A 22,853-nucleotide genomic window follows, 5' to 3' on the forward strand; every position below is an offset into this window, starting at 1 on the left:
GTGGAGCGACCCTATCCGGCAGCAGTGACAGGGGGAACCGCGAGGGCCCGTCAGTGCCCTGGTGGCGCGCTCGTCCCCAGATCGGCCCGTCCCAGCTGTTCGTGGGGATTCTTCGTCCTAGAGATATCTCATCATCGTCTTAGCACGTGTGGATGCTGTGGATCAGGGCCCGTTCGTGCAGTTCAGCGCGGCATTTGGGCTGTTGACGAGCTGTGGAGGGCGCGGTCGTCGACCGGGGACGCGATGTGCACGCAGCGACGCCGTCCGCAGGCCGTCCACCGATATCCACAGGCCGTCCACGGTGCGTCCACGGGGTCATCCACGGAGTCATCCATGTCATCCCCGGGTCATCCACGTCATCCGCGGGCCTTCCCCGGCGATCCGCAGCCCTCTGCGCGCCGGCCGGGTGACGAGTTCACAATCTGTGAAGGAACAGCGTGTGAACGGGGTCACAAGGCATCCACAGATCCACAGGGTTTCCCACAATGTGTGGAGAAACGGCCTGTGGATGACGTGTGGATCCACTGCGGCTGCCCGGTGGGGAACTACAGAACGTGATGTAGCCGACGCGGTCAGCGACTCTGCTGCTTGATCCGGTTCGTGAGCTCGGTGACCTGGTTGTAGATGCTGCGACGCTCGGCCATGAGCTGGCGGATCTTGCGCTCAGCGTGCATGACCGTGGTGTGGTCGCGGTTGCCGAACTGCTGACCGATCTTCGGCAGCGACAGGTCGGTGAGCTCGCGGCACAGGTACATCGCGATCTGGCGGGCGTTGACGAGCACGCGCGAACGCGACGAACCCTGCAGGTCGTCGATCGTGAGGCCGAAGTAGCTCGCCGTCTGCCCGATGATGACCGCCGAGGTGATCTCGGGGCTGCCGTCGCTGGGGATGAGGTCCTTGAGCACGATCTCGGCCAGGGCCAGGTCGACCGGCTGCCGGTTGAGGCTGGCGAAGGCGGTGACCCGGATGAGCGCGCCCTCGAGCTCGCGGATGTTCGTGGAGATCCGGCTGGCGATGTACTCCATCACCTCGTCGGGTGCGGTCATCCGCTCGAGGATCGCCTTCTTGCGCAGGATGGCGATGCGGGTCTCGAGGTCCGGCGGCTGCACGTCGGTGATCAGGCCCCACTCGAACCGGCTGCGCATCCGCTCCTCGAAGCCCGACAGCTGCTTGGGCGGCAGATCCGAGGTGATCACGACCTGCTTGTTCGCGTTGTGCAGCGTGTTGAAGGTGTGGAAGAACTCCTCCTGCGTCTGCACCTTGCCCTGCAGGAACTGGATGTCGTCGATCAGCAGGATGTCGACGTCGCGGTGCCGGCGCTGGAACGCCTGGGCCTTGTCGTCGCGGATCGAGTTGATGAAGTCGTTGGTGAACTCCTCGGAGTTCACGTACCGCACGCGCACGCCGGGGTAGAGGTTGCGGGCGTAGTGCCCGATCGCGTGCAGCAGGTGCGTCTTGCCCAGACCGGACTCGCCGTAGACGAACAGCGGGTTGTAGGCCTTGGCCGGCGCCTCGGCCACGGCCACCGCGGCGGCGTGGGCGAAGCGGTTGCTCGAGCCGATGACGAAGCTGTCGAAGACGTACTTGGGGTTCAGGTGCGAGGCCGCTGCCTCGTCGGCGGCCGCACCGGACGTCGCCAGGGCCGGCCGCGGCGCCACGGGCTCGTCGAGGTCGAAGTCGTCGTCGACGGTGGCGTACCCGTTGCCGAGCGCCTCGGGCCCGGGCAACGCGTCGGCGTCGGTGCTCGCCGGGGAGTGGGTGCTGTCGCTGCCGTGCTCGACGGTGATCTCGCCCACCTGGTCGGCCGCGAGTGAGGGGTCGACGGTGACGGCGAGCAGCACCTCGCGCTCGAGCTGCGCGCCCAGCGCGTCAACCACCTGCGCACGCAGTCGCTGCTCGAGGACGTCCTTCGTGTACTCGTTCGGGACCGCGACCAGTGCGGTGGTGTCGATGAGACCCACCAGCTTGGCCAAGCGCAGGAAGGCACGCTGCTGGGCGTTGAGGCCGGCGTCACCGAGCGCGGCGACCGTGCCCTGCCAGACGCGGGCCAGGTCGGGTTCGGAGACCTGCACCTGAGCAGCCCCTCTCGTCCTCGGCCGACGGCTGCCGGGTGCCGCCGCGGCGACCCACTCTACGCAGGTGGTCCACACGTTCATCCACAGCCTGTGGACGCCGGTGGAGACAGTGGTCTCCGGACGCCGCGACGAGACGCTACACGAGGTGAGGCCGACGGGGGGAGACTTCGGCGTGTCGGATCCGAGCCGTGCCTCGCCGCTCTGCAACAATGCTCGGTTGGTCGTTCGACGAGGCTGGTCGCTCCGGTCGCGCCTCGCGGTTTGACCCCCAGCCGAAGCGGGCCGTACCGTGGTGCGGTCCCCCTCGTGGCGGCCGCTGTCGCATGCCCGCGCTCGACCCGTTCGGCCTCGTGCCGAACGCTCCGCGTGCTGGTGTCCGATGGTGGCCGACGCCCACGCTTCCCGGGGGGAGCACCGCAAGCCGTAGGAGATGCCGTGAGCAAGCGTACGTTCCAGCCGAACAACCGTCGTCGTGCCAAGACGCACGGCTTCCGCCTGCGGATGCGGACCCGCGCCGGCCGCGCCATCTTGGCCGCTCGCCGCCGCAAGGGCCGCGAGTCCCTCTCCGCCTGAGGTTGCGGGCGTGCTGCCCGCCCCGCACCGCATGCGCCGTCGCGACGAGTTCGCGCTGACGGTGCGCCGCGGAACTCGGGCCGGGAGCCGGCACGTCGTCGCGCACCTGCTCGTGGCGGCAGTGGATGCCGAGAAGCCACAGGCGCAGAGGTCACCGGCCGAGAGGCGGAGTGCACGCATGGGTCCAGACCCCGTTGACGCGCGGGTGGGGTTCGTCGTGTCCAAGGCCGTCGGGGGTGCCGTTGTGCGCACCCGCGTCAAGCGCCGGCTGAGGGCGGTGCTCGCCGACCGCCTGGGGTTGCTCCCCGCCGGCAGCCTGCTCGTCGTCCGCGCGAACCCCGCGGCCGCCGAGGCCACCTCCGCTGAGCTGGCTCGCTCGGTCGACCGCGTCCTCGAGCGTGTGCTGGGTGCGTCGCCCGCGGTGGCCCCGCGATGAGCACCGAAGTTCGCGACGGCGAGACCGAGCGTCCCGGGCCGGTGGCGTCGGTGCTCGCGCTGCTCGTGCGCGGGTACCAGCTGATCATCTCGCCGTGGATCTCACCACGGTGCAGGTTCTACCCGTCCTGCTCCGCGTACGCCGTCACGGCCCTGCGCCGCCACGGCGCACTCAAGGGGTCGTGGCTCGCCGTGCGCCGACTCGGTCGGTGCCATCCCTGGAACCCGGGCGGGGTCGACCACGTTCCCCCGAAGGCGCCGAAGCGCGTCCACTCCCACGTTCCGTCCAGCGCGCCTGCGCCGGGCGACCACTCCGCCGACGGTCCCGCGACCGCCGCCTGACGCCAGCAAGGACCTCACCGCATGGGCAAGATCCTGTACCCGCTCGAGTACGCCGTGGCGTGGATCATGGTGGGCTTCCACCGGATCCTGTCGGCTATCGGGCTGCCCGAGGCGTCGGGCGTCACCTGGGCGCTGTCGATCGTCGGACTCGTGATCGTCATCCGGATCATCCTGATCCCGCTGTTCGTGAAGCAGATCAAGGCCTCACGCGGCATGCAGCTGATCCAGCCCGAGATCCAGAAGATCCAGAAGAAGTACAAGGGCAAGACCGATCCTGAGTCCCGCCAGGCGATGACCCAGGAGACGATGGCCCTCTACAAGGAGTCGGGCACCAACCCCCTTGCGTCCTGCCTGCCGATCATCCTGCAGGCGCCGATCTTCTTCGCGCTGTTCCGCGTCCTCAACCAGTACGTCCGCAACTCCCAGCCGATCGGCCCGCTGACTCGCCAGCTCGCCGAGCAGGCCGACAACTCCTCGCTCTTCGGGGCGACGCTGTCGTCGACGTTCATGCACTCGACGAACATCAACACCAAGATCATCACGGTGGTGCTCATCATCCTGATGTCGGCCACCACCTTCACCACGCAGCGCCAGCTGATGATGAAGAACATGCCGGCGGCGGCGCTCGACAACCCGTTCGCCAAGCAGCAGAAGCTGCTGTTGTACGTGCTGCCCCTGGTCTTCGCGATCTCGGGGGTGAACTTCCCGATCGGTGTCTTGCTGTACTGGCTCACCACGAACGCGTGGTCGATGGGTCAGCAGTTCTACGTGATCCGCCGCATGCCCGCCCCCGGCTCGCCCGCGGAGAAGGCGATGCTCGAGCGCAAGCGCAAGCACGGGAAGGTGCCGGCCGTCGAGGCGGCAACCGAGGGTGGCACGGCCGTCGAGCCTGAGCAGTCGGCCGGACAGCGCCAGCAGCCCAAGCGCGCGCCGCGCGGCAAGCGCACCCCCAAGAGCCCGAACGCCGGCAGCTGACCCCAGCGCCGCCCGCCGTTCCCTTTCCTGCCGCACTCACGCGGCCCGGTCCCGGACCGTTCCCAGAGGAGTACCCATGAGCGAGACGACGCACGACACCGAGACGACGCACGGCACCGAGACGACGCACGACACCGAGACGACGCAGGCGCCTGTTTCACGTGAAACGTCGGCCGCTATGACGACGGAGGAGCTGGCTGAGCGCCTGGAGCGTGAGGGTGACGTCGCCGCCGACTACCTCGAGAAGCTCCTGGATGTCGCCGACCTCGACGGCGACATCGAGGTGGACATCGACGGCGACCGCGCTTCGGTGGCGATCGTGGACTCCGACGAGGGCCGCGTGCCTCGGCGGCTGGTTGGGCGGGACGGCGAGGTGCTGGAGTCTCTGCAGGAGCTGACCCGGCTCGCGGTGCTGGCGCAGACCGGTCAGCGCAGCCGGCTCATGCTCGACGTGGCCGGCCATCGAGCCGCCCGCCGCGCATCGCTCGTGGCCCAGGCTCAGGAGGCTGTCGCTCGGGTTCGCGACACGGGCGAGCGACTGGCTCTCGACCCGATGTCGCCGTTCGAGCGCAAGGTCGTTCACGACGCCGTGGCGCTGGAAGGCCTGTCCACCGAGTCCGAGGGCGTCGAGCCCCGCCGGTACGTCGTCGTCCTCCCGGGTTGATCCCCGCGTTTCACGTGGAACACCCCGACGGCCGACCCCCCGCATCGCCTACGCCCCCGCCACCGGAGGCGGCGCGTGCGGTCTTCGCAGACCGCTTGGCCCTCGCCTCGCGGTATGCCGATCACCTGGCGGACACCGGCGTCAGTCACGGGCTGATCGGGCCGCGCGAGGTGCCTCGGCTCTGGGAGCGGCACCTGCTGAACTGCGCGCTCCTGAGCGACCTGCTGCCTCCGGGCGCCTCGGTGATCGACGTCGGTGCAGGCGCCGGCTTACCGGGCATCCCGCTGGCGGTCCGCCGTCCGGATCTGGTGGTGACCCTCGTCGAGCCACTGCTCCGGCGGGCGACCTGGCTGCAGACTGTCCTCGCCGACCTCGCGCTCGAGCACGTGCAGCTGCGCCGGGCGCGAGCCGAGGACCTGGCGGGTGAGCTGACCGCAGCGTTCGTCACCGCGCGGGCTGTGGCTCCGCTCGACCGACTCGTGCGGTGGGGCGCTCCCTTGCTGGTGCCCGGCGGCGAGATGCTGGCGATCAAGGGGCGCAGCGCGCCCGCTGAGCTGGACGCCCATGCGGCGCTGTTACGGCGGTGGGGGATCACGGGGGAGGTGGTCGAGATCGGTACGGGGCTGGTGGACGACCCCACGATCGTGGTTCGTCTGACGGTGCCGGATCCCGCCGCGGTGCTGGGGCGGCCCGGGCGAGCCGGTCGTGCCAGCTCCCGAGCGCGTCGCGGTCCGGGGCGTCGGCCGGGTGCCGGATGATGGGTGCTTGCGGATGAGACGGGGTCCGACGGCCGACTCTCTGGCACCCCGCAGGAGTCGGCACCCCCGGATGCCGATCAACCGAACCGGCCGAGGACACTGATCGTTGAGATGACTTCCCTGGAGGCTGGCGTGACGACGGAAGCGCAGGAGGCATCGCCCTCCCGGAAGGAGAGCGGGCTGGGGTGGCCTGACGTACCGGCCCCCTCGACCCCCCCGGCGCCTGGACGGCACTCGTCCCTCGGCTGGCCGGATGTTTCCCGTGAAACATCGCCGCTGGACGGGCCCGCGCTGTTGCGCCGCGAGGTGCGGCTCGACCCCGCCGAGCTGGCTGAGTCCATCCCCACGGCGGACGACGACACCCCTCTCGCGCAGGAGGTCGCCCACGATGCGCGGCGCCGTCTGGTCCTGCACGGTCAGCGTCTGCCCGCGCCCACGCACACCCGCATCATGACCGTCGCCAACCAGAAGGGTGGTGTCGGCAAGACCACCTCGACGGTGAACCTCGCGGCCGCACTGGCGATGTCCGGGCTCCGCGTGCTGGTGCTCGACATCGACCCGCAGGGCAACGCCTCGACCGCCCTGGGCATCGACCACCACAGCGAGGTGCCCAGCATCTACGACGTCTTGGTCGAGGACACGCCCCTGGTCGACGTGGTGCAGGCGTGCCCAGACATCGAGAACCTGTGGTGTGCTCCTGCCACCATCGACCTGGCCGGCGCCGAGATCGAGCTGGTGTCGCTCGTGGCTCGCGAGTCGCGGTTGCTCAAGGCGTTGAACGCCTACCTTGAGAGCAGGGACGCCGCCGGGGAAGAGCGCATCGACTACGTGCTCATCGACTGCCCGCCGTCACTCGGGCTGCTCACGGTGAATGCGTTCGTCAGCGCGCAAGAGGTGTTCATCCCCATCCAGTGTGAGTACTACGCCCTGGAGGGTCTCTCGCAGCTGCTGAAGAACATCGAGCTGATCCGCGCGCACCTCAACCCGCGACTGCACGTGTCGACCATTTTGCTGACGATGTACGACGGCCGGACGCGGCTGTCGGCGGAGGTGGCGGACCAGGTGCGCGAGCACTTCCCCGAGGTGGTCCTGCGCGCGAGCATCCCGCGGTCGGTGCGGATCTCGGAGGCACCGAGCCACGGGCAGACGGTGATGACCTACGATCCCGGCTCGAGCGGTGCGCTGTCCTACCTGGAGGCGGCCAAAGAGGTGGCAGAACGCGGGCAACGAGAGGGAGCGAGCGCGTGAGCGAGAAGCGACGGGGACTCGGCCGAGGTCTGGGGGCGCTGATCCCGCCCTCCTCGGGGGCTACCCAGCGGCCGGTCGACGTGTTCTTCCCCGGCAAGGACGCACCGGTCGCCGAGGCCGAACCTGGCGCCCACACCACGGCGGGCACCACCACGGAGACCACCGACGCGCCGTCGGGGGAGTCGACCACCGTGGAGCAGGCCGAGCCGGCCGTTTCACGTGAAACAGGAACTGAGGTTCCACGTGAAACCTCCGCCGTTGATCTCATGCCGGTGCCAGGAGCGCACTTCGCGGAGATCCTGGTCGGCCAGATCCGGCCTAACCCCAAGCAGCCGCGATCGGTCTTCGATGAAGACGACATGGCAGAGCTCGTGCACTCGGTGCGCGAGATCGGGGTCCTGCAGCCGGTGGTGGTGCGTCCGGTAGCGGGCGCACCCGACCAGTACGAGCTCATCATGGGTGAGCGTCGCTGGCGGGCCAGCCAGGCGGCTGGCCTCGAGCGCGTGCCGGCGATCGTGCGCGACACGGCTGAGGACGACCTGCTGCGTGACGCGCTGCTCGAGAACCTGCACCGCAGCCAGCTCAACCCGCTCGAGGAGGCCGCCGCCTACAACCAGCTGCTCGAGGACTTCGGCTGCACGCACGACGAGCTGGCGCAGCGGATCGGACGATCGCGTCCGCAGATCTCGAACACGCTCCGGCTGCTGAAGCTACCCCCGCTGGTGCAACGACGCGTGGCGGCGGGCGTCCTGTCCGCAGGGCACGCTCGCGCGCTGCTCGGCCTCGATGACGGCGCGGCGATCGAGCGGTTGGCCCAACGGATCGTGGCCGAGGGCCTGTCGGTGCGAGCCGTCGAGGAGGTCGTGGCGCTCGGCGGTGACAGCGCACCCACCGCGCGCACCAAGCGCCCGCGTGCCGGCTCACGGCACGCTGGCCTCGACGACCTGGCCCAGCGCCTGTCCGACCGGTTCGACACTCGCGTGCAGATCGCCCTGGGCCGGCGCAAGGGACGGTTGAGCGTGGAGTTCGCCAGCGTCGAGGACCTCAACCGCATCGTGGCGTTGCTGGCTCCGGGTGACGAGGCGTTCGGTGGAGGCAGCCAGCCGGAGCGCTGAGCCGGCGCCGGCTGGGCACGGTCTGTCCGCAGCGACCCCTCGCGTCGTAGGATGCGAGCAGTCCAGGGCTGCGCCGCGCTGCGCCCTGCTGATGGCCGGCAGTGGCCGGCGACGGACCGCGGAGCACGGCGGTGCACAGCGGTGAACCCGTGGGGCGCGACGTAGGGGAGGCAGGATGCACAGCCGCAACCGCGACGACCGGGCCGCCGGGCGTCGCGCCCTCGCCTGGCGCATTGCCCGTCACGTGGTCGGGGGACTGCTGACCGGTGCCGCGGTCGGCTACCTCGCGGCCCTCGTCCTGCCTCGGCGGTACCCCGTTCCCGCCGGGAGCTACCAGGCCCCCGTCCCCCCGGGCGTCGGTGCGGAGGTCGGGTGAGTGGGCGTCGCCTGGAGCCGCTGACCCTGGACTCGCTGCCCGACCTGCCCACGCCGTGCCGATCGTGCGTCTTCTGGGAGCTCGCTCCGGTGGCGGCGCAGCAGGCCGAGCGCACCGGCGACACGGCGTTCGAGAAGGAGGCCTGGCTGTCGGCAGCCCTGCTCGACTGGGGCTCCGTCGGACGCATCGCCTACGTCGATGACGTGCCGGCCGGCTACCTGATGTACGCACCCGCCTACCTCGTGCCGCGATCGATCGCCTTCCCCACCGCCCCGGTGAGCGGCGACGCGGTCCTGCTCATGACCGGACGGGTGGTGGCGGGGTACACCGGCGGCGGCTTGGGACGGATGCTGGTGCAGGGCGTCGCGAAGGACCTCACCCGGCGCGGAGTGCGGGCGATCGAGGCCTTCGGTTGGGAGACTTCCACTGACCGCGCCCGGCTGCAGAGCGCCGGTGGCTGCGTGCTGCCTGCGGACTTCCTGCGCAGCGTGGGTTTCAAGACCGTGCGGCCCCACCCCCGACACCCACGGCTGCGGCTCGACCTGCGCACGACGCTGTCGTGGCGCGAGGACGTCGAGCAGGCCCTGGAGCGCATCCTGGGCTCGGTGCGCGCGCCCGTGCTGAGCGGCCCCTAGCAGGCCAAAACCGTTGGGGCACAACGGGTTTCTCGCCTACTGGGTTTCAGGCAGCCGGATCTCTGGCCACCTGGCTGAGTAGCCAGAGACTCGGCGCGCTCAGGGGGCCCGGACGCGGGCCAGCACGTCGGCGAGGCGGAGCGTGCCGGTGGCGCCCTCGTCCTGGTCGCTGAGGTAGACCCGTTGGACGGCGACCACGACGGCCTCGGCGACGGTGTCGCGGAACTCGGGGTCGGCCAGCCGGGCGGCGTCCGCCTCGTGCGACAGGTAGCCGGCTTCCAGGCGCACGGCGGGCATCCGGGTGCCGCGCAGGATGTCCCAGGTGCGTGGGTGCGAGCGACAGTCGAGCAGGCCCGTACGCGCCACGATCTCGCGCTGCACGAGGGAGGCCAGCTGCTCGCCGGTCGCCGACCACGCACTGCCGCCCTCGGGGCTGCCGTAGAAGAAGGTGGCGACGCCGTGAGCCTGCGGCGTGCTGGGGAGGGCCTCGCAGTGGATCGACAGCAGCAGGTCGGCTCCGAGCGCGTTGGCCAGCTCGGCGCGCTCGAGCTGGGTGGGGTTGCCCGTGAGGCCGCGGGTGAGCACCGTCTGGACGCCCAGCGCGGCGAGCCGGCCCTCGATCCGTCGGGCGAGGTCGAGCGTCACGTCAGCCTCGCGCACGTCGCCGACGACCGCACCCGGCTCGACCTGGGAGTGCCCCGGGTCGAGCACCACGAGCCGACCGCGCAGGTCGGGGCCGGCCGATCGCACGCGGTCGGCCTCCCGCAGCGCGTGAGGCGCGCCGCCGGTGACGGCCCGGCCCAGCTGGGCCAGCGCCCGCAGGGTCTTCGGACCCGCCACACCGTCTGCCTGCAGACCCACGCCACGCTGGAAGTCCCGCAGCGCCTCGTCGGTCTCGACGCCGAGGATGCCGTCAACCCGCCCGCAGGGGTAGCCGAGCGAGCTCAGCCGGTCCTGCAGCGCGGCGACGTCGTCCCCGCTCACGAGGTGCCCCGGGGTGTGCAGCAGGATCCGGTCGCCCAGCAGCCAGCGGGCGCCATCGAGCGCCCGGAAGGTCTGCGGACCCACCACACCGTCGACGAGCATGCCGCGGCGCTGCTGGAACGCGCGCACGGCGCGTTCGACGGTGCCGTCGAAGACGTCGTCCTCGACCGCGGAGGCGGGCAGCTCCCCGGCCGCCACGAGCCGCTCGCGGACGGCGCGCACGCCGTCGCCGCGATCACCTGCGCGCATCAGGGCGCTCGGGTCCGCCGAGGGGTCCGTCATGGCACGTCGAGCGCGTGGAACGCGCTCAGCCGATGAAGTCGGCCAGCTCGCGCACGAGCATGGGCTTCGGCTTGGCCCCCGTGATGGACTTGACCAGCTCGCCCTTGACGTAGACGTTCATCGTCGGCAGGCCGGTGACGCCGTACCGCGCGGCGATCGCGGGGTTCTCGTCGGTGTTGATCTTGACGACCTCGATCCGGTCGGCGTGCTCGGCGCCGATCTCGTCGAGGATCGGCGACACGGCGCGGCACGGGCCGCACCACGGCGCCCAGAAGTCGACGAGCACCGGCTTGTCGCTCGCCAGGACGTCCTGGTCGAACGTGGCGTCAGTGGTCACACGGGAGCCCATGGCGGTCCTTCCGGTCGGTGAGGTGCACAGCAGTCATACCAGGCGGCGACGACAGCCGCCTGCGGGGTCAGGCGGGGGTGACGACTTCCTCGCGCTCGGGCACCGGGTGGTCGGCCAGGTCGGCGAGGTACCGCTCGGCGTCCAGGGCGGCGACGCAGCCCGAGCCGGCGGCGGTGATGGCCTGCATGTACTCGTGGTCGACCACGTCACCGCAGGCGAACACGCCGGCGAGCGAGGTGCGCGAGCTGCGGCCGTCGACCTCGACGAAGCCCTCGGGCCCCAGGTCGAGCTGGTCGCGGAAGAGCTCGGTGCGCGGGTCGTGGCCGATGGCGACGAACAGGCCGGTGACGCCCAGGTGGCTCAGCTCGCCGGTGACGGTGTCACGCAGCTGCAGGCCGGTGACCTTGGTGTCGCCCTCGACCTCCACGACCTCGCTGTTCCAGCGGAAGGTGATCTTGTCGTTGGCGAAGGCGCGCTCCTGCATGACCTTGGAGGCCCGCAGCTCGTCGCGGCGGTGGATGATCGTCACCGACCGAGCGAAGCGCGTGAGGAACGTCGCCTCCTCCATCGCCGAGTCGCCGCCCCCGACGACCGCGATGTCCTGGTCGCGGAAGAAGAAGCCGTCACAGGTGGCGCACCACGAGACGCCGTGGCCCGACAGCCGCTTCTCGTTCTCCAGACCGATCTCGCGGTAGGCCGAGCCGGTGGCGAGGATCACCGCGTGAGCCTGGTGGGTCTCACCGCGACCGGTGACGACCGTCTTGACGTCACCGTCGAGGCGCGCCTCCACGACGTCGTCGGTGACGAGCTCGGCGCCGAAGCGCTCGGCCTGCGCGCGCATCTGCTCCATGAGCTCCGGGCCCATGACGCCGTCGCGGAAGCCCGGGTAGTTCTCGACCTCCGTGGTGTTCATCAGGGCGCCACCGAAGGTCACCGAGCCCTCGAAGACCAGCGGGTTGAGGTTGGCCCGTGCCGCGTACACAGCGGCCGTGTACCCCGCAGGGCCCGAGCCGATGATGATCACGTTGCGGACGTCGTTCACGGGTGCCTTCCCTCAAGGTCGTGGCCAGGACGAGGCAGCCCTGGCGTGTGGTGCGACAGCACCTGCGTCAAGCGATCGTACGGCCCCGATGTTCCCCGTGGGGGCCCCGGCGGCACGGGGCGACCTCAACCCGTCAGCGGGTGCGGGTGAAGTAGCGGGTGCCGTCCTTTCCGGGCGAGCACGTCGTCGACACGACCCAGATCTCGCGTCCCCCGCCCGAGGCCGGCACCACCACGACGGCGGCGGGCGAGCCCTGGTAGCGCGCGACGTCGACGAGCAGGGGCGTCGCCCGGGGCGCACCGATGGCTGCCAGGCAGGCGGCCACGCCCGCGGGCGTGGCGAGCGGCCCGGAGGGCGCGGCCGCGGCGGAGGACGGGCGGCTGGCCAGGACCTGGTCGACCTGCGTGGCCAGCCGGTCGGCGGTGTAGTCGGTGCCCGAGGCGGTGGCCTGCAGGCCCGCGTCCGGTGCCACGCGCTTCTCGGCCGTGCCGTTCAGGGCCGCGCCTGCTGCCGTGCTGTCGGCCCGACCCCCGTCAGGCACCAGCTGGCTGAGCGTCGCACCCCCCGCACCGAGCAGGACGACGGCCGCCGCCACCGCGAGCCAGCCGCGGTGCCGACGCTCGCGGGCGGGGGCCAGCGGCACGACGGTGCTCGCGGCGGCCGATTGCTCGGGGTGTCCGGCCGACGTCTCGGCGCTGAGCCGGCGCAGCGTGGCCTCGAGACGGTCGACGACGTCGGGGGGCGTCGGGCCGGGGTCAGGCAACGACGCCAGCAGCGTGCGCACCTGCACCTGGGTCTGCAGATCACGCTGGCAGTCGGGGCAGGCCGCGACGTGCGGGTCACGCGCTGCCGCGTCGAGGTCGCCGAAGGACTCGAGGGCGGGGTGGTTCACGCACGCCCTCCTTCGTGGTCACCGGGATGGGGACGCTCCGCGGCCGGTGCGGGAGCCGCAGGCGTCACCGGTGGGACGTCAGGGACGCCCTCGAGGTTCCCCGGCCGCAGCAGCTGCGCGAGCGCCGCGCGCCCACGGGCACACCGCGACTTGATCGTGCCCTCAGCGACCTCGAGCACCTGGGCGGCCTCGGCCACCGACATCGCGTGCATGTCGACCAGCACGAGGGCCTGCCGCTGGTGCTCGGGCAGCCGGTCCAGCGCAGCGCGGACGTCGATCGCGGTCTCGGTGCGGTCGTGGGCGTCGACGGCGTCCGCCGGCTCCTGCTCGGGCAGGGCCACCGTGGGCCGGGCCTGGCGCCGTCGCACGCGGTCGAGACAGGCGTTGACGACGATGCGGTGCAGCCACGTCGTGACGGCCGACTCGCCCCGGAAGCTCTCGGCGCGGCGGTAGGCCGACACGAGCGCGTCCTGCAGGGCGTCGGCGGCCTCCTCTCGGTCGCCCAGCGTGCGCAGCGCCACGGCCCAGAGCCGATCGCGGTGGCGGCGTACCAGCTCGCCGAACGCCTCGGGATCGCCCTGGACGTGCGCGGCCAGCAGCTCGGCGTCCGCCAAGCCCGACACGACGGTGACGGGTCGAGCGGTCATCGCACGGTCACCTCGGCGATCTCGACGCGGAACCCGCCACTGACCTGCGGTGCCTGCGTGCACCAGATCACCAGCCGGTCGGCGGTGACCGGCTGCTTGGGCGTCAGCGTCACGGTGCCTGCCGCGTCCGTGGCCTCGGCCAGGACGGTGGAGTCGAGCTGGTCGCCACTGGCGGTGCGCAGCTCGAACGTCCCGCCCCCGGCACCGACGCGCACGGCCACGGAGGTGACGGGCCCGCGTCGGCCGAGGTCGAGCAGCAGGCCGACGCCCTTCTTCAGCCCGCCGAACTGGGCCGTCTTGTAGGTGTCGGAGGTCCACTGGGTCGAGGGATCGCCGTCGATGGCCTTGGCGGCCAGGTCGTTCTTCTCCTCACCGTCGCCCTGCGGGTCGAAGCCGGACGCCGTGCTGACCTGGATCGGCCCGGCGGGCGGGCTGGACGTCGTCGCGGTCGACGTCGACTGCGTGGGCGTGGGCGTCGAGGACGACGACGCGCTCGAGCGGGTGTGGGGAGCCGGGACGAAGGCGTTCTCACCGAGCCCGCGCAGGCCGCAGTAGGCGAGGCTGAGGAAGACCACGACGAACACCGCCACCAGCACGAGCACCGTGCGGGTCTGGCTGCGGGCCTGCGGGTCAGCCGATGGGGTCAGGTGCTCGTCCTCGTGGTCGAGGTCGTCGTAGAGCACGTCCAGTCCGCCGAGCGGCACGGCCGGCGCCGTGGGCGAGGCTGGCTCGGGAGCAGCGGGCTGCACCGGCAGCACCGACGTCGGCTCGGCCACGGGCTCGGCCACGGGCTCGGCGGCCGGCGCGGCCGGCGTGGGTGGCGTCGGCGGCGCGGCCGCCGGCGGCAGTCTCAGCGTGGGCGACGCCGGCGGGGCGGGCGAGCTGCTCTGGCGCTCGGGCCGGGCCGGGGTGAGCGGCGGCGCGGTGGGCAGTGGTGGGCGAGGCGTGGGAGCGAGCAGGTGCGGGAAGGCCCCGCCGGCCCGCTCCTCGCGGCGCTCACGACCCCAGGGCGCGATCTGCCCCGCGAGGTCGCCGGGGGTGTCGGGTGCGCCGGCACCGGCGAAGGTCTGCGCGCAGAGCGTGTCGAGGTCGGCGGGCGCGCCGGTGACGATCTGCGAGGGAGGCACGGGGTGCCCGCCGACCTGAGGGGCTGGCGGCAGGTCGCTCGGGGTGGGCAACGGCCAGGTGGCCGTGAGGGTCGCGTAGGCCAGAGCGATCAGGTCACGGGTGTCGAGGGCGGTCGCCTGCTCGCCGTCCATGGAGTTGCCCGCGTCGTCACCGACGTCGATGCCGTCCAGCGCTGCGGCGGTGGCGAGCTCGGTGATCTTCACCGTGCCGTCGTCGAGCACGTGCACGCGGTCGGGGGTGAGCCGCAGGTGGTGCAACCCTCGGTGACGCGCCGCCTCCAGCGCGAGCGCCGCCTCACCGACCACGGCGCGGGCCTGTGAGGGCGGCAGCGGGCCGCCGTGCAGGCGGTGCGAGAGCGAGGGTGCGGGCAGCCACTCGCTGACGACGAAGGTGATGGCGTCGTCCTCCCCGACGTCGAGCACCCGGACGAGCCGCGCGTCCTCGACGGCCGCAGCGCGTCGGGCTGCGTCGAGCACCGCGGCGGCGTGCGGGTGGTCGGAGCTGACGGCGCGCACGTGCACCCTCCGGTCGAGCACGTCGTCGTGCGCCTGCCACGAGGACGACAGCGGGGAGTCCTCGAGGCGCTCGCGCAGGACGTACCGGCCGCCGAGGGAGCTGCCTGGTCCCACCCTGTCCAGCGTCGGCCTCCCCTCGAGGTGCCACCTGCGGCCCGGACGTCCCGTGACCGCCTCGTCGCTCATCGTAGGGTGCCCGGCCGCGGGTGGCACGGTTGAAGGGCGGTTTGCACGGCGGGTGGAGGGGCGGTCGCGACGGTCGAGGCGCTCGCGCGCTTCACGTCCCGAGCAGGCTCGGGCGGGTGGCCCCGATGATGCGGCCGTAACCGACGGCGCCGATCTTCACCACGCTGCCGGTCTGCGGTGCGTACAACGACAGGCCGTCGCCCAGGTAGATGCCGACGTGGTGGATCGAGCCCGGGTCCGTGACGTCGACGGCGTAGAACACCAGGTCGCCAGGTGCCAGCTGGTCGAGCGGCACCTTCGGGAGCTGCGAGTACTGCTCGCGCGAGGTGCGCGGCAGCCGCACGCCGGCTTGGGCGTACGCCCACTGGGTCAAGCCCGAGCAGTCGAAGGTGGAGGGCCCCGTGGCACCCCAGACGTACGGCAGGCCGAGCCGCGTGGCTGCGGCCTTGATGGCAGCCGCCGCGAGGGCGTTGGGTGCTGGGACGTCGGGCAGAGCCGTGCTGCCGGACGACGGGCCTTCCAGCCCGCGAGCGCCCGTGGTCAGCACGCCGCCCAGCCCGAGCGAGCGCGCCGCTTGGGCGGCCTGGGCCACCGCTCGCGCCTCGGCCTCGCGCCGCTGCTGGTCGACGAGCTCGACCACGCGCGCGTCGGCCCTCGAGATGAGGTCACGCTGACGCGCGATGGTCGCGGTGACCGCGACGGCCGCTCGGTCTGCGGCGACCTGGAGGGCCGCCGCCCGGGCGCGCAACCGGCCGGCCTGCAGCGCGGTCTGCCGCTCGTGCTGGGCCGCTGCCTGCCGCGTGGCCGTGCGCTCGCCGTCCGAGCGGATGATGGTCTCGACGGCGTGCCAGCGCACGAGCGCGTCGTCGAGCGAGGTGCTGTGCAGGATCGTGCCGGTGAGCCCGATCGGGCCGCCGCTGAGGTAGATGGCCCGCACGCGCCGGGCGGCGACGTCCTCGCTGTCTTGCACCGCGCGCTCGCTGTCGAGCACCGCGGTGGAGGCGACCACCTCGCCGGTGGTCGCCTGCATCAGCGCCTCGCGGGCGGCGTCGTAGCGCTCGACGGCCAAGCCCTGATCGACCGTGAGCTGGTCGAGCTGGCGGCGCAGGTCGGCCGCCTGGCGGCGCAGCTGCGCGACGCCGGGGTCGGCCGAGGCCGGTGCCACCTGCAGGGTCACCGCAGCGAACGCTGCCGACACGACGACGGCGCCCCAGCGGGCGGCGACCCGCCGACTGCGCACCGTGCCGCACCCCGGACCTGAGCTCACGCGGTGCTCTTCCCGACGCCCTGCACGCGCAGCTCACACCAGTGGCGCATGGGCCCGATGTGCCGCGCGACGATGGTGCTGGCCTCGCGGGTGACGACGAGGTGGGCGGTTCCGTCGGGGTCGACGCTCAGGCTGTCGGTGACCACGGAGGTGTCGGCGTTGGCCTCGGTGGCGGCGCGCTGGGCGCTCGCGAGCGCGGCGCGGATGTCGTGGGTGCTCTGCCAGGTCTCGCTGGCGCTGCGCGCGGCCTGGTTGCCGGTGTCCTCGAGCGACAGGCGCGACGTCACGATCGAGATGCCGTCGAACGCGACCACCGCGACCACGGCCAGGACCACGGTGAGCCGCGTCAGCCAACCCAGGACGATGCCACCCACGTCACCGGACAGCGTCCGGACGTCACTGCTCACCATGCTGAGGAACGTCGGCGCGCGCACGGCCCGACTTGAGCCTCAGCCCCGCGCCGCGCGCCGTCCGGGCAGTCGCTTGAGCAGCGGCTCGGCGAGCTCGCCGATCTCGGTGACGCGCAGCACGCGGCAGGCACCGAGGTAGACGGCGAGGACGGCGAGGCCGCCCACCACCAGCACGAGCGCCGACGACGCCTTGGTCTGGCCGAGCCACGCGTGGCCGCCCCAGGCGATGAGGCGCCCGACGAGCACCGCCGGCACGGCGGCCGCCGCGAGCCGGACGTACGTCCGCAGCACGCGCCGGCCGTCGAGCCCCCCGAGGCGGCGGTGCAGCGCCACGGCCGACAGCACGGCGCCCACGAGGTAGCCGAGCGCCATGCCGAGGCCGACCCCCACGACGATGTGCTGCGGGTCGAGCAGGTGGCCGGCGGCGAAGCTCGTGGCGGCGATGGTGAGCACCACCGGCACCTGGATGAGGAAGGGCGTGCGGGCGTCGGCGAACGCGTAGAACGCGCGCTGGAAGAGGTACTGCGCGCTGAACGGCACGAGGCCGAGCATCATCGCCGTCGCGGCCGCGGCGATGGCCCGGGTGTCGGGAGGAGCGTTCGTGATGAACAGCGTCGCGGTGAGCTCCGGCCCCACCGCCACCATGGCCGCGACGGCGAGCACCGAGGCCACGCCGGTGAGGCGAAGCCCCACCGACAGGTCGCGCCGCACGAGGTCGGGACGCCCCGACACCGCCGACTCGCTCATCCGCGTGAACAAGGCGGTCACGAGCGACACCGTGACCAGTGAGTGCGGCAGCATGAAGAGCAGGAAGGCGTTGCTGTAGGAGTTCTGCCCCGGGCCACCGCCGGCACCCGCGGTGAGCACGGCGCGCACGGTGACGATGAAGAAGAGCTGGCCCATCACGGCGGCGGCGAAGGTCCAGCCCGCCACCTTGCCCGCGCTGGCGAGTCCCACGCCGCGCAGACCGAACCGCGGCCGGTAGCGAAAGCCCATCCGCCACAACGGCCAGAACAGCACGAGCGCCTGGACGACGACCCCGAGCGTCGCGGTGCCGGCGAGTCCCGCGATCTGGCCCGGGGTCCAGGACGCCGGGGGGTGGGGGTTGGTGAACCGGTCGAAGCCACCGATCCAGACGAACATGGCGACGAGCCCGACGATGGCGACGACGTTGTTGGCCACCGGCGCCCACATGTAGGCCCCGAAGCGCCCGCGCGCGTTGAGCACCTGGCCGAGCACGGTGTAGACGCCGTAGAAGAAGATCTGCGGCATGCACCAGTAGGCGAACGCGATGCACAGGGCCACGGTGGCGGCGTCCCACGACCCCTCGCTCGGCCTCAGCACCAAAGGCACGGCTGGGGCGAGCAGCGTCGCCACCACGGTGACCGCTGCGATGCCGAGCAGCGACACCGTGAGCAGGCGGTCGAGGAACGCCTGGCCGCCGTCGGGGTCCTTGGCCGCGCGCACGATCTGCGGCACCAGCACGGCATTGAGCAGGCCACTGGCGATGAGGTTGTAGATCTGGTTCGGCACCGTGTTGGCGGTGATGAACGTGTCGGCGGCGAGCGCGCCGCTGACGCCGAGCAGGCCGGTGAGCAGCGAGGTGCGGACGAACCCGAGGATGCGCGAGACGAACGTGCCCGCCGCCATCACCGACGTCGAGCGCATGAGGCTGCTGTCGCTCACCCCTCGACCCTCCGCCGGGGCCGGCGCAGCGCGCGCACGAGCCCGACCACGACCACCAGACCGGCGACGACGCCGCCGACGGTGAGCACCCAGCTGTCGGTGGGTCGCACGCGGACCTTCACGTGCTCCGTCTCCCCGATCGGCGAGCCGGACGGTGCCACGAGCTGCGCCTGCAGGTCGACCTGGCCGCTCGCGAGGGCGCGCACGGGCACCCGCACGCTGGCGCGCGATCCCGCGGCCAGGTCGAGCGGCTCCGAGAGCTCGCGCGAGACGACCAGTCGCGGGCTCGGTGCCACGACGCGCAGCCGCACGCCGTGCACGGCCTCGGGCAGGTCGTTGCTCACCGTGAGCTGGAGCTCACCCGAGCTGCGCAGGAACGTGATCGTCGTCGGGAGCACCCGCAGCTGGTTCACCAGGGTCTCGATGGTGCTGGCTTCGAGGCGCTGCCGCCGGGTCAGGGCCGACCGGTTCCCGCGCCACACCGACGACACCAGCGTCAGGGTCGTGCGTTGCAGCTGGGCGGTGGTGCGCACCGGGTCGTCAACCACCTCGCCCAGGGCGGAGAGCCGTGCCCTCAGCTCGAGCGTGAGCGCCACGTCCTGGCGGGTGATGCCCGCCGGAGCGCGAACGGCCCGCGGTGCCGCGGCGCGCCGCGGCAGGGACGACGTGTCACCCCGCGTGCCGAGCGGAGCGACGAGCTGGCCCCACGAGATCGGGTCGAGCCACGGCACGGCCGCCGCGGAGGTGACCAGGTCACGGAACGCGGCGGGCTGGGGGTCGACCGTGCGCGGCAGGGCCACGAGCAGGCGGCGTGACAGGCCCGGCCGCTCGGTGGTCGCCGCCGCCGTCTCGGCGAGGAAGCGGCTGCGGCTGGTCGCGTCGCCGGGACGCACCCGAGCCGCCAGCGCGCTGAGCTCGGGGTCGAACAGCACGGCGGTCGAGCCCGAGGGCAGCTCGGCCCGCGCGTCGGTGGTGTAGCTGAGGGCCTCGACGAGAGGGCGGGTGCGGGCGTCGAGCACCAGCGTCTGGATGCCGCGGTTCGAAAGGTCCTTCACCAGGTGGTCGCTCGCGTAGCCGTGGGCCGGCCAGGCGACGTCCGTGCGCGGAGCCACGCCGAGCACCTCGGTGATGGTGCCGGCCCCGGCGGCGCGCGCGGCCTCCACGAGCTGCATGGCGCCGGCGTCCGACACCGGCTCGAGGTCGGTGTCGGCGTAGGGCAGCTCGATGACGTCGCGACCGGCGGCCGCTGCGCGCATGGCGCTCAGGTAGTCGCGGACGACGGCCCGGGCGGCGGCGTCCGCGTCGGGCGTGGGGCTGCTGCTCGGCGTCGTCGCGGCGTCGGTGGGTGTCGCTGCTTGGGGCGGCGACGTCACGCTGGCGCTGGCGCCTGAGCCCGGCGTCGTCGACGGCGACGCCGTCTGCGTGGCCGTGGGGCGGCTCACGCTCGCGGTCGCGACCTCCTGCAGGCTCGTGAGCAGCTGCGGGTCGACGGCCCACGCCACCCCGGGCGCCGACGCGGCGTCCAGCACGTGCCGCAGCCGCGAGCCCGGGGCGACGGCTGCGGCGACGTCGGCGGGGCGGGGCCGCACGTCGGAGTTCGTACCGGGCAGGCCGGTGAAGGGGACGAGCCAGGCGATCTGCTGCGCGGCGTACTGCTTGGTCGGGGGCTGCCACTGCAGCGTGGTGCGGGTGAACGCCACCTGGTCGCGGGCGCCACCGTCCGGCCGGGCGCGGGCGTCGACGGCCACGGGGTAGACACCGAAGGGACTGGAGGTCAGGCCGAGCCTCGTGGCGGGCACCTCGAGGGTGAAGCCGGCCGAAGCACCGGCGCCCAGGGGGACGGCGAGGTCGGCGGTGGGCGTGACGGGGACGCCGGCGCGCGGGTCGTCGCCACTCAGCCAGGCCGCGACGTCGGCGCGGGTGCCGAGCCGACCGTCCACCGGCCGCAGCCGCACGGTGACGTCGTCGAGCAGCTGGTCTCCGGTGTTGGTGATGGTGCCGACGACGCGCACCGTGGAGGTCGCGGTGACCAGATCGGGGCCTACCGCAGACAGCGTGATGCGGGCGGTGGGCTGGGGGGCGTCGTCCGCGTGGGCCGCGGGTGTGGGTCCCCCAAGCAGCGCGATGGCCGCACCGAGGGCCGCCACGAGCCCGCCGGCCAGCGCCCCGACGCCGGCCCTGGGGGTCGCCGCCGTCCGCGAGCGGCTCACGCGCGTCCCGCGAGGCGCCGGGCGGCCAGGTCGGCGATGCGGCGCTCGTTGGGGAAGGTCAGCCGGGCGTCGAGCTCCGGCAGCGGCACCCAGGCGACGTCGATCGCCTCGGCGTCCGGGTCGTCCTCGATGGTCAGGCGTCCACCGACCCGCTCGAGCAGGTAGTGGTGAACGACCTTGTGGATCCGCTTGTCGGGGAGCGAGAACCAGTAGTCGATGGTGCCCAGCGGCTCGAGCACCCGCCCGGTGATGCCGGTCTCCTCGGCCACCTCGCGCACGGCCGCCTGCTCGAGGGTCTCGTCGCCCTCGAGGTGGCCCTTCGGCAGGCACCACTCGACGCGGCCGGCGCGGTTGCGGCGGGCGATCACCGCCGCGCGCGGCGTGCCCTCACCGTGGTCGACGACGAGCCCGCCGGCCGACGTCTCCTCCACCGACGGCAGCCGTCGACGCGGGCGAGAGGAGGGCTGGGACACAGCCGTCACTCTAACGAGGCGCGCTGGACGAGGGCCGCAGCCGTGACCGCGTGACCTCGCCTAGGCTTAACCCTCGTGTCCAGCACCCGAGAGCGCCCGGCCGCCCGCCGTCCCGGTGGGCCTCAGGTGCCTGCCGCGGCGCTGCAGCTCGGCGAGCGGTTCGCCGCCGCCGGCCACGAGCTGGCCCTGGTGGGTGGGTCGGTGCGCGATCTCATCCTCGGGCGCCCGGTGAACGACCTGGATTTCACGACCGACGCGCGGCCGGAGCAGACCGAGCAGGTGATCGCCGGGTGGGCCGACGCCACCTGGGACGTCGGGCGCGCCTTCGGCACGATCGGCGCGCGGCACCGCGATGACACGGTGGAGATCACGACGTACCGCGCGGAGGCCTACGCCAGCGAGTCGCGCAAACCCGAGGTCGCCTACGGCGAGAGCCTCGACGACGACCTCGTGCGCCGCGACTTCACGATCAACGCGATGGCGCTCGCGCTGCCGGCCCAGGAGTTCGTCGACCCGTACGGCGGCCTGCAGGACCTCGCTGCGGGACTGATCCGCACGCCGGGCACGCCGCAGGATTCGTTCAGCGACGACCCGCTGCGCATGCTGCGCGCGGCGCGGTTCGCGGCGCAGCTCGGGTTCGAGGTGGCGCCCGAGGTGGTGGCCGCGATGAGCGACATGGCCGAGCGGCTGTCGATCGTCTCGGCCGAGCGCGTGCGTGACGAGCTCACCAAGCTGGTCTGCGCGGCCCACCCTCGGCTCGGCCTGACGTTGCTGGTCGACACCGGCCTGGCCGACGTCGTCCTGCCCGAGCTGCCCGCGCTGCGGCTCGAGCGCGACGAGCACCACCGGCACAAGGACGTCTACGAGCACACCCTGACCGTGCTCGAGCAGGCGATCGACCTCGAGGACGACGACGTGCCCGGCCCCGACCTCGTGCTGCGCCTCGCCGCGCTGCTGCACGACATCGGCAAGCCGGCGACGCGGCGCTTCGAGCCGGGGGGTGGGGTGTCGTTCCACCACCACGAGGTGGTCGGCGCGAAGCTCGCCGCGAAGCGGCTCAAGGCCCTGCGCTACGACAAGGACACGGTGAAGGCGGTGGCGCGGCTGGTCGAGCTGCACCTGCGTTTCCACGGCTACGGCACCGGTGAGTGGACCGACTCGGCCGTGCGCCGGTACGTCACGGACGCCGGCCCCCTGCTCTCGCGGCTGCACAAGCTGACGCGGTCGGACTCCACGACCCGCAACGCGCGCAAGGCCGCCCGGCTCGCGCGCACCTACGACGACCTCGAGACGCGCATCGCCCGGCTCATGGAGGCCGAGGAGCTGGCCGCGATCCGTCCCGAGCTCGACGGCGAGCAGATCATGGCCGCGCTCGGCCTGCGGCCCGGCCCCGTCGTCGGGCGCGCCTACCAGCACCTGCTGCAGGTGCGGCTCGACCAGGGCCTGCTCGGTGAGGACGCCGCGCGCGCCGAGCTGCTGCGGTGGTGGGCCGACCAGCCCGAGTCGACCGCCCCCACCCCCTGACCCTCGCGAAGCACCCGCTCGCACCAACCAGGGCAAGAGTCAGGGGAACCCTAGGCAGCAGC

Annotated in this window: 23 protein-coding genes; 11 read left to right on the top strand and 12 right to left on the bottom strand. The window is 72.6% G+C overall.

Features of this window, described 5'->3' with window-relative positions:
• Nucleotides 1-572: 572 nt before the first annotated feature.
• Nucleotides 573-2,156: a chromosomal replication initiator protein DnaA gene (gene dnaA / locus ASD06_RS16780; RefSeq protein WP_082538152.1), complete on the bottom strand. Its 1,584-nt coding sequence runs from the start codon at nt 2,154-2,156 to the stop codon at nt 573-575.
• Between the two features lie 354 nt (nt 2,157-2,510).
• On the opposite strand from dnaA, the gene rpmH reads away from it, so the two are divergent.
• The 10 genes from rpmH (at nt 2,511) to ASD06_RS16830 (ending at nt 9,196) form a co-directional block, all read left to right on the top strand.
• Nucleotides 2,511-2,648: a 50S ribosomal protein L34 gene (gene rpmH / locus ASD06_RS16785; RefSeq protein ID WP_056680296.1), complete on the top strand. Its 138-nt coding sequence runs from the start codon at nt 2,511-2,513 to the stop codon at nt 2,646-2,648.
• Between the two features lie 10 nt (nt 2,649-2,658).
• Entirely contained in the window at nt 2,659-3,084 is a 426-nt protein-coding gene (gene rnpA, locus ASD06_RS16790; protein WP_056680299.1) for a ribonuclease P protein component, read from the top strand.
• On the top strand, nt 3,081-3,425 hold the full coding sequence (yidD, locus tag ASD06_RS16795; protein WP_056680302.1) for a membrane protein insertion efficiency factor YidD: 345 nt from the start codon (nt 3,081-3,083) through the stop codon (nt 3,423-3,425). Before rnpA ends, yidD begins: the two co-directional genes overlap by 4 nt.
• A gap of 21 nt (nt 3,426-3,446) precedes the next feature.
• On the top strand, nt 3,447-4,400 hold the full coding sequence (gene yidC, locus ASD06_RS16800) for a membrane protein insertase YidC (RefSeq protein WP_056680306.1): 954 nt from the start codon (nt 3,447-3,449) through the stop codon (nt 4,398-4,400).
• Nucleotides 4,401-4,476: 76 nt separating this feature from the next.
• Nucleotides 4,477-5,064, top strand: coding sequence for a R3H domain-containing nucleic acid-binding protein (locus tag ASD06_RS16805; RefSeq protein WP_056680309.1), 588 nt, complete (start codon nt 4,477-4,479; stop codon nt 5,062-5,064).
• Between the two features lie 95 nt (nt 5,065-5,159).
• Nucleotides 5,160-5,822: a 16S rRNA (guanine(527)-N(7))-methyltransferase RsmG gene (gene rsmG, locus ASD06_RS16810; protein WP_056680311.1), complete on the top strand. Its 663-nt coding sequence runs from the start codon at nt 5,160-5,162 to the stop codon at nt 5,820-5,822.
• A gap of 111 nt (nt 5,823-5,933) precedes the next feature.
• A complete protein-coding gene (locus ASD06_RS16815; RefSeq protein ID WP_082538154.1) occupies nt 5,934-7,070 on the top strand; it encodes a ParA family protein in 1,137 nt (378 codons plus the stop codon).
• Complete coding sequence (locus tag ASD06_RS16820) at nt 7,067-8,185, top strand: ParB/RepB/Spo0J family partition protein (protein ID WP_056680314.1); 1,119 nt, start codon at nt 7,067-7,069, stop codon at nt 8,183-8,185. The genes ASD06_RS16815 and ASD06_RS16820 overlap by 4 nt, the downstream gene beginning before the upstream one ends.
• Before the next feature lie 175 nt (nt 8,186-8,360).
• Entirely contained in the window at nt 8,361-8,561 is a 201-nt protein-coding gene (locus ASD06_RS16825) for a hypothetical protein (RefSeq protein ID WP_056680317.1), read from the top strand.
• Complete coding sequence (locus ASD06_RS16830; protein ID WP_056680320.1) at nt 8,558-9,196, top strand: hypothetical protein; 639 nt, start codon at nt 8,558-8,560, stop codon at nt 9,194-9,196. The genes ASD06_RS16825 and ASD06_RS16830 overlap by 4 nt, the downstream gene beginning before the upstream one ends.
• A gap of 99 nt (nt 9,197-9,295) precedes the next feature.
• Here ASD06_RS16830 and ASD06_RS16835 read toward each other — a convergent pair whose 3' ends face one another.
• The 11 genes from ASD06_RS16835 to ASD06_RS16885 form a co-directional block, all read right to left on the bottom strand.
• The gene (locus ASD06_RS16835; RefSeq protein ID WP_056680323.1) at nt 9,296-10,462 is read right to left on the bottom strand and encodes an N-acetylmuramoyl-L-alanine amidase; all 1,167 of its coding nucleotides are present in this window, start codon (nt 10,460-10,462) and stop codon (nt 9,296-9,298) included.
• A gap of 25 nt (nt 10,463-10,487) precedes the next feature.
• A complete protein-coding gene (gene trxA / locus ASD06_RS16840) occupies nt 10,488-10,811 on the bottom strand; it encodes a thioredoxin (RefSeq protein ID WP_056680325.1) in 324 nt (107 codons plus the stop codon).
• Nucleotides 10,812-10,878: 67 nt separating this feature from the next.
• A complete protein-coding gene (gene trxB / locus ASD06_RS16845; RefSeq protein ID WP_056680327.1) occupies nt 10,879-11,853 on the bottom strand; it encodes a thioredoxin-disulfide reductase in 975 nt (324 codons plus the stop codon).
• 133 nt (nt 11,854-11,986) lie between these two features.
• Nucleotides 11,987-12,745, bottom strand: coding sequence for a hypothetical protein (locus ASD06_RS16850; RefSeq protein WP_056680329.1), 759 nt, complete (start codon nt 12,743-12,745; stop codon nt 11,987-11,989).
• A complete protein-coding gene (gene sigM / locus ASD06_RS16855) occupies nt 12,742-13,392 on the bottom strand; it encodes an RNA polymerase sigma factor SigM (RefSeq protein WP_082538155.1) in 651 nt (216 codons plus the stop codon). Before sigM ends, ASD06_RS16850 begins: the two co-directional genes overlap by 4 nt.
• Entirely contained in the window at nt 13,389-15,149 is a 1,761-nt protein-coding gene (locus ASD06_RS16860; protein ID WP_056680330.1) for a protein kinase family protein, read from the bottom strand. Before ASD06_RS16860 ends, sigM begins: the two co-directional genes overlap by 4 nt.
• Nucleotides 15,150-15,312: 163 nt before the next feature.
• A complete protein-coding gene (locus ASD06_RS16865; protein ID WP_157371770.1) occupies nt 15,313-16,488 on the bottom strand; it encodes an NlpC/P60 family protein in 1,176 nt (391 codons plus the stop codon).
• Nucleotides 16,485-16,922: a hypothetical protein gene (locus ASD06_RS16870; protein ID WP_056680334.1), complete on the bottom strand. Its 438-nt coding sequence runs from the start codon at nt 16,920-16,922 to the stop codon at nt 16,485-16,487. The genes ASD06_RS16865 and ASD06_RS16870 overlap by 4 nt, the downstream gene beginning before the upstream one ends.
• A 15-nt stretch (nt 16,923-16,937) precedes the next feature.
• On the bottom strand, nt 16,938-18,584 hold the full coding sequence (gene murJ / locus ASD06_RS16875) for a murein biosynthesis integral membrane protein MurJ (protein ID WP_200942275.1): 1,647 nt from the start codon (nt 18,582-18,584) through the stop codon (nt 16,938-16,940).
• Nucleotides 18,581-20,794, bottom strand: a complete 2,214-nt coding sequence (locus ASD06_RS16880; protein ID WP_056680338.1) for a DUF6049 family protein — start codon at nt 20,792-20,794, stop codon at nt 18,581-18,583. The genes murJ and ASD06_RS16880 overlap by 4 nt, the downstream gene beginning before the upstream one ends.
• Nucleotides 20,791-21,267 carry an NUDIX hydrolase gene (locus tag ASD06_RS16885; protein WP_235502378.1) on the bottom strand — a complete coding sequence of 159 codons (477 nt, stop codon included), beginning with the start codon at nt 21,265-21,267 and terminating at the stop codon, nt 20,791-20,793. The genes ASD06_RS16880 and ASD06_RS16885 overlap by 4 nt, the downstream gene beginning before the upstream one ends.
• 126 nt (nt 21,268-21,393) lie before the next feature.
• Here ASD06_RS16885 and ASD06_RS16890 point away from each other — a divergent pair, with 126 nt between their 5' ends.
• Entirely contained in the window at nt 21,394-22,791 is a 1,398-nt protein-coding gene (locus ASD06_RS16890; protein ID WP_369853785.1) for a CCA tRNA nucleotidyltransferase, read from the top strand.
• Nucleotides 22,792-22,853: the final 62 nt, after the last annotated feature.

Origin of the sequence: Angustibacter sp. Root456 (genome assembly GCF_001426435.1) — a bacterium.
In the GTDB taxonomy this organism is placed as follows: Bacteria; Actinomycetota; Actinomycetes; order Actinomycetales; family Angustibacteraceae; genus Angustibacter.

What these genes read in the sequence shown, in the direction of transcription:
- ASD06_RS16805 (WP_056680309.1), top strand. Translation starts at nt 4,477, where the DNA reads ATGAGCGAGACGACGCACGACACCGAGACGACGCACGGCACCGAGACG.
- sigM (WP_082538155.1), bottom strand. Translation starts at nt 13,392, where the DNA reads ATGACCGCTCGACCCGTCACCGTCGTGTCGGGCTTGGCGGACGCCGAG.
- trxA (WP_056680325.1), bottom strand. Translation starts at nt 10,811, where the DNA reads ATGGGCTCCCGTGTGACCACTGACGCCACGTTCGACCAGGACGTCCTG.
- ASD06_RS16835 (WP_056680323.1), bottom strand. Translation starts at nt 10,462, where the DNA reads ATGACGGACCCCTCGGCGGACCCGAGCGCCCTGATGCGCGCAGGTGAT.
- ASD06_RS16815 (WP_082538154.1), top strand. Translation starts at nt 5,934, where the DNA reads ATGACTTCCCTGGAGGCTGGCGTGACGACGGAAGCGCAGGAGGCATCG.
- yidC (WP_056680306.1), top strand. Translation starts at nt 3,447, where the DNA reads ATGGGCAAGATCCTGTACCCGCTCGAGTACGCCGTGGCGTGGATCATG.
- yidD (WP_056680302.1), top strand. Translation starts at nt 3,081, where the DNA reads ATGAGCACCGAAGTTCGCGACGGCGAGACCGAGCGTCCCGGGCCGGTG.
- ASD06_RS16825 (WP_056680317.1), top strand. Translation starts at nt 8,361, where the DNA reads ATGCACAGCCGCAACCGCGACGACCGGGCCGCCGGGCGTCGCGCCCTC.
- dnaA (WP_082538152.1), bottom strand. Translation starts at nt 2,156, where the DNA reads ATGAACGTGTGGACCACCTGCGTAGAGTGGGTCGCCGCGGCGGCACCC.